Origin of the sequence: Caballeronia telluris, from assembly GCF_001544495.1 — a bacterium.
Lineage (GTDB): Bacteria > Pseudomonadota > Gammaproteobacteria > Burkholderiales > Burkholderiaceae > Caballeronia > Caballeronia telluris.
Window position 1 is genome coordinate 1 of record NZ_FCNZ02000096.1, and the last position, 2,627, is coordinate 2,627.

General features: G+C 61.4%; 2 protein-coding genes. Both read left to right on the forward strand.

Annotated elements, in window-relative coordinates; genetic code table 11:
• Nucleotides 1-135: 135 nt before the first annotated feature.
• Nucleotides 136-1,782: an IS21 family transposase gene (gene istA / locus AWB66_RS32195; protein ID WP_087634017.1), complete on the forward strand. Its 1,647-nt coding sequence runs from the start codon at nucleotides 136-138 to the stop codon at nucleotides 1,780-1,782.
• Complete coding sequence (gene istB / locus AWB66_RS32200) at nucleotides 1,779-2,549, forward strand: IS21-like element helper ATPase IstB (protein WP_035943326.1); 771 nt, start codon at nucleotides 1,779-1,781, stop codon at nucleotides 2,547-2,549. The genes istA and istB overlap by 4 nt, the downstream gene beginning before the upstream one ends.
• Nucleotides 2,550-2,627: the final 78 nt, after the last annotated feature.

The following is a 2,627-nucleotide window of genomic DNA, read 5'->3' on the forward strand; positions in this document are numbered from 1 at the left end:
CCCCGGCGGTCGGTCAAATTCCCCCATGTATGGTCACCTCAAAATCCCCCAGGTAACGATCGCCGGCTGAGCGGTCCCTAGCGGTGCTGCAGGACATTTATTGTTGTCTCCTTCAGAGAAGAAGGAGACAAGGGAGTGAATGTCTTGAAGCAGCATCTACAAAGCGCGATATTCACGCTGCTTGAGCGCGGCGTGAGCCAACACAGGATCCATGAGCTTACGGGTATCGATCGTAAGACGATTCGCCGCTATCAGGCGCTGCATGAAGCACAGCAGGCGGGAGGCGCAAATTCCTCCACTGCGGCGACCATCGGCTCCGGCGATCCGGTGGTCGCGCAAATTCCCCCATCGCAAATTCCTCCACTGCCACGACCGCCGGCTTCAGGCGGAGCGCCGGTCAGCTCCTTCAACTTCGCCCGATCCGCCAGTGAGCCATATCGGGAATGGATCGAACAGCAGGTGCGTTTGAAGCGCAACGCCCAGGCGATCTATCAGGACCTCGTTGACCAGCATGGTTTTACGGCCAGCTATGAGAGCGTCAAACGTTTCGTCCGGGCGCTGCGCCACGTCGATCCCGAACAGTTCGACCGTCTTGAGTTTGCCGCCGGTGAAGAGGCCCAAGTGGATTACGGTGAAGGCGCGCTGACCCGCGATCCGAAGACAGGCCGCTACCGACGGCCACGCCTGTTCGTCATGACGTTGAGGTATTCGCGGCGCAGCTTCCGGCGCGTGGTCTGGAAGTCCAGCAAGCAGGTCTGGGCCCAGCTTCACGAAGAGGCCTTCCGGTACTTCGGTGGCAGCGTGAGCTATGTCGTCCTCGACAACCTTCGTGAGGGCGTCATCACGCCCGACCTGTACGAGCCCGAGATCAACCGGCTCTATGCCGCGATGCTCGAGCACTACGGCGTCATTGCCGACCCGGCTCGCGTACGCGACCCGAATCGCAAGGGTTCCGTAGAGAACGCGATCCAGCATACGCAGAACACCGCGCTCGCCGGCCGGCGATTCGAGTCGCTCGACGCCCAGAACGAATTCCTAATGCACTGGGAAGAGAACTGGGCCGCCAAACGCATCCATGGCCGTGCACGGCGACAGGTCGAGGCGATGTTCCAGGAGGAGAAGCCTCACCTAAGGCCGTTGCCGATCACGGGATTCCGCTACTTTACCGAGGTCGTGCGCACTGTCTGGGACGATACCACCGTAAGCGTCGAACGCAGCAACTATGCGGCGCGGCCCGCGCCCATCGGCAGTCTCGTGTGTGTGCGCATCTACGACACCACGATCGAGATCCGTGATCGCCGCTCGCAGGAACTGTTGCGCACCCATCCGCGCCACATTGAGCCCGGCTCGCTCGAGCTTCCCGAGAGCGAACGCCCGTTCAATCCATCGCGCCAGACCAGTCTCGCGCTGGCCAGCGCCACCGACATCGGGCCACAAACGAAGACGCTGTGCCAACACCTGTTCGATGCCGAAGGTCGCGTCGGCCACCGCGGCATGTGGGGCATCGTCGCGCTGGCGAAGAAGTATCCCGCGTGGCTCGTCGAGCAAGCCTGCGATCACGCCCTGCGTCACCACCTATATCGTTATCGGCAGGTACGTGCCGTCGTAGAACGGCTGTTCCAGCAGGCCCTTGAGCGTCTCGATCGTGCGCCACAGCTGGCCCTACCGCTCACGCAGGAACATGCCCTGATCCGCCCGGGTGACGAATACGGCGAGTTCTTCAACGTCGGCGCGCAGCACAGTGCCGCCCCCCATCCCACTACAAGCGGAGAAACAGCATGACCACCACGCTACCCGACATCGAGCGGGCGCTCAGGATGCTGCGCCTGTCCGGCATACGCGACACACTGGAGACCCGCGTGCTACAGGCACAGGGTACCCAGCAACCGTTTCTTGAGACCTTCGCCTTGATCCTGCAGGACGAACTCGACCGTCGTCAGTCGCGGCTAATCGAGCGGCGCTATCAGCAGTCCGGACTTGAAGAGAAGCTCACGCTCGCCGAGTTCGACTGGTCGTTCAATCCGAAGATCCCGCGTCAGGCTTGCTTCCAGCTCAATGCGCTGAAGTTCGTCGCCGCTGGCGAGAACGGATTGATCATCGGTAAACCCGGCACCGGCAAGTCGCACATTGCCAAGGCCGTCGCGTATCAGGCGGTTCTGCAAGGCCACAAGGTGCAGTATCTCGAAACCGACGACTTCTTTAACCGTTACGCGCTCAGCGCAGCGGAGCAGCAACAGACGCGCCTGCGCGCGATACTCGAGGCGGACCTGCTCGTGCTGGACGACCTGTTCCTGGCACGCTCGATTCCTGACGAGGCCGGCGCGCTACTACAGACGCTGGTCCATCAACGTTACAAACTGCGCCGAAGCATCATCGTCACGTCCAATCGCGTGGTACAGGACTGGGGCGCGTACCTTGGCGATAACACCATGAGCACCACGATCCTCGATCGCCTCATGCATCACTGCCACCAGCTCGAGTTCAACGGCCGCAGCTATCGGCTCAAAGAAGCCGCTGAGGCCCTTGCGCAGAAAACGAAAGAGGAATAAAACTCGACCTCGTCCTGCTTCACACGGTGGGGGATTTTAGGCGACCACAACTGGGGGAGTTTCAACTGACCGTCCGGG

Bases quoted from the DNA above. Each gene is read 5' to 3' on its own strand.
- istB (WP_035943326.1), top strand. From the start codon at position 1,779: ATGACCACCACGCTACCCGACATCGAGCGGGCGCTCAGGATGCTGCGC.